The sequence below is a fragment of the Synechococcus sp. CCY9202 genome (assembly GCF_034931685.1).
GTDB lineage: Bacteria > Cyanobacteriota > Cyanobacteriia > PCC-6307 > Cyanobiaceae > CBW1002.
On sequence record NZ_JAYGID010000124.1, the window covers coordinates 1 to 2,546 of the forward strand.

Here is a 2,546-nt window from a genome sequence, read left to right on the forward strand (position 1 = left end):
TTTGCTATCGTATTTTGAGTATGTTGTTGACAGTAGATGATGTTATTATTCATAGCTGGATTATAATTGGTTGTTTTTATGTTTTATTGATTTGTTGATAAGTTGATCTTTATTGATTATTAGCAATGGTAGATAATTATGAGTTGCTACATTTTAGTCCTCTGTGGATTGGACTTTTCCCAGCAAATCCTATGTATTACTTGCGATGACATCAAGACCTCTGCCCTGAGTCTAAACGAGTAAATTGTCTATAGTATCTATTTAGTTCTTTCTTTGATTCTGAGCTCCTGGTATTGATGTTGTTGCCACGCAACCTTAGATCACAAGAACAAGAAAGCGAATAATGTATAAATCCACACTTTTTGGCATTGTCGTGATGTGCTCTTATCTCTTCAAGAATTCTACCGAATCTGATGAGATTTGTGGTTTCACATTATTTGACGCTTTTGCAATCAGATAATGTGAAACTTTTTTGCTCTCTTTCCCGATCTGCTACCTATTACCCCCAAAGTTCTAAACCTAAACCAGAGAGCGCAGCAGCTCTTCTGAGGCATGAAGATGCCGCCACTTCAGCAGCTGGTGCCTGGGACTTGGACTCCAGCGGTTCTGATGCCACTGCCGAGTAGTGGAGCAGATCACCGTCAGCAGTAGGAATTGTCAAACGCCCTGTAACCACCACCGCCCCACCAACCTCTTGAACTGACTGCACTTCCCAACACCATCCGGGAGCACGATGGTGAAGATGACGAGCAATCGTATTCCAAGGGCAGTAAGTCAGGGTGACATTACCCTGCTTGCGCGTCTTGAGATGGCGAGGATCAATAGGACGCGATAGATCTGCCAGGGTTTCGGCAGTAGGGCGAAAGGCAAACTTGTTCGCGGATGGCTGAGTGCTTTTGGTGCTGGGCATTGGATTGAATCTCTGTGGATTTCTCCCGCTATTATAGCACAGGATCTCGTATTCTGGCAAGCCTCAGTCCTCGCCTAGGGCTCAGTTATCCCTTGTCATTGATGGCGCCCTTCTCCACAAGGCAGTCGTAGTAGACGCTAATCGCATCTTCCACAATGGAGGACAGAGTTGGAGATTGCTGGTTGTGGAGACGAAACTCTTGAATCTCTGAAACCAATCCCATTACCTCATCGCTGAGACGGATGCCGAACTGCTTGGGGGCACCCGTATGTTGTCTTGCCATAGCTTCTGAGTGCGGCAGTAAAGAGTTTGACAGGAAATTCCGCCCACACCAACAGGAGTCAGAAGATCAATGGGAATCTCTGGGGGATTCTAAAAAGATAGCTGAGGGGGCGGGTTTCTAAGAACCTCCTGCCCCCTTCTATCTCAGTTGGGTGTCGGTTGCTGAGACGCCAGTTCAATGGCAAGGGCATCCAGCAACTGATCTGCGGCTGAACGACGGGTCTCGGGCACAACTCCAAAGCGGGCATTCAATGCCTGTGTGAAGAGCACTGAGAACTCCGTTCCAATGAAGCTGGCGAGAAGATCAGCAGCGAATGCCCAGTGCTGGAGCATCAGGGCATTACTTAAGCGACCATCGGCAGTGGCATCAGCAGATTCCTGCTCCCACTCACAGCAGCGAGAGCGAAGGGCATCCACAATCACCTCGTGAGCAGCGTTGATGGTTGCGAGATCTAGCGTGGAAAGGTCGGAACGCATGGTCTGAGCTTCTGTGAGCTTCAACAACACAAATACTATAGCACAAGACGCTGGAAAGCGTGCGTCTGGCACTGGATAGCTCATCCCTGGTGCTACTGATAGAGTGTCTCTATGGCCAAAGAAGTTCGTCTGACGCTCGCCAAGGCAATCGCCAAGGCAAATCTTCGCCGTGCCGAGGCAGGCGAAAAGCCCCTCACCATGCACTCTTTAGCGGTTGAGGCGGGTGTAGCCGCGACAACTATCACTCGTTTGGCAAGAACCGACGACAAGGCGGCATCAGCACTGTCGCTGGATCTGGCATCCAAAATCGTGACGGTGCTGGATTGTGGGATTGAGGATCTCTTGGAGGTTGTGCAACTATCCTGATCAGTCAGCGAGTCTGTCTTCAATCAGATCCCATCGCTCCTCGTATTCGGCAATCTCCCAACCATTAAATCCTTTGTAAGGTGGGAGTGCGATTGTGCGCACAGAGTTGTCTTCGTGCTGCCTGCCTCCCTTGCCTAGAGTTTCAAGCCATTGCTTGTGTGCTTCTGCCACATTCTTGGCCACCACTGCTGAAGGGATAATGAAGTATTGGAACGGAGCTATGGTGTTTGGAGTTGGGATGCCTCCGAGCACCCAAAAGAAGTTATCCCCATAACTCTTTTCAGCCTTTCTGCCAACACTGCAGGCTCTGATACCTGGCACGAAAGTCTTGACTTGAATGTGGACAAACTTAGTGCCTTCAAGGTTGCTGCAAAGGATGTCCGTATTAGGAGCCTGCTGAAAAAGTCCCGAGGTCGCCATGACTTGAGTCTGACCTCTGGGCGCAGCGCCCGTGAACACTGGGCTCGGAGTCAGGCGTTCCCGGGCTGAATGGCCCTTGAAGGGGTTTTTC

At 49.6% G+C, this 2,546-nt stretch carries 3 protein-coding genes; 1 reads left to right on the forward strand and 2 read right to left on the reverse strand.

Annotated elements, in window-relative coordinates; translation table 11 throughout:
• Positions 1–1,336: 1,336 nt before the first annotated feature.
• Positions 1,337–1,669 (reverse strand): hypothetical protein, encoded by a 333-nt coding sequence (locus VB777_RS15130; RefSeq protein WP_323249949.1) that lies wholly within the window; start codon positions 1,667–1,669, stop codon positions 1,337–1,339.
• 111 nt (positions 1,670–1,780) lie between these two features.
• Between VB777_RS15130 and VB777_RS15135 the strand changes: the two genes are divergently transcribed.
• Entirely contained in the window at positions 1,781–2,035 is a 255-nt protein-coding gene (locus VB777_RS15135; protein WP_323249951.1) for a helix-turn-helix domain-containing protein, read from the forward strand.
• Here VB777_RS15135 and VB777_RS15140 read toward each other — a convergent pair.
• Positions 2,036–2,546 (reverse strand): hypothetical protein (locus VB777_RS15140; RefSeq protein WP_323249953.1); only part of this gene is annotated, 511 nt, incomplete at its 5' end.

What these genes read in the sequence shown, in the direction of transcription:
- VB777_RS15135 (WP_323249951.1), top strand. Translation starts at nt 1,781, where the DNA reads ATGGCCAAAGAAGTTCGTCTGACGCTCGCCAAGGCAATCGCCAAGGCA.
- VB777_RS15130 (WP_323249949.1), bottom strand. Translation starts at nt 1,669, where the DNA reads ATGCGTTCCGACCTTTCCACGCTAGATCTCGCAACCATCAACGCTGCT.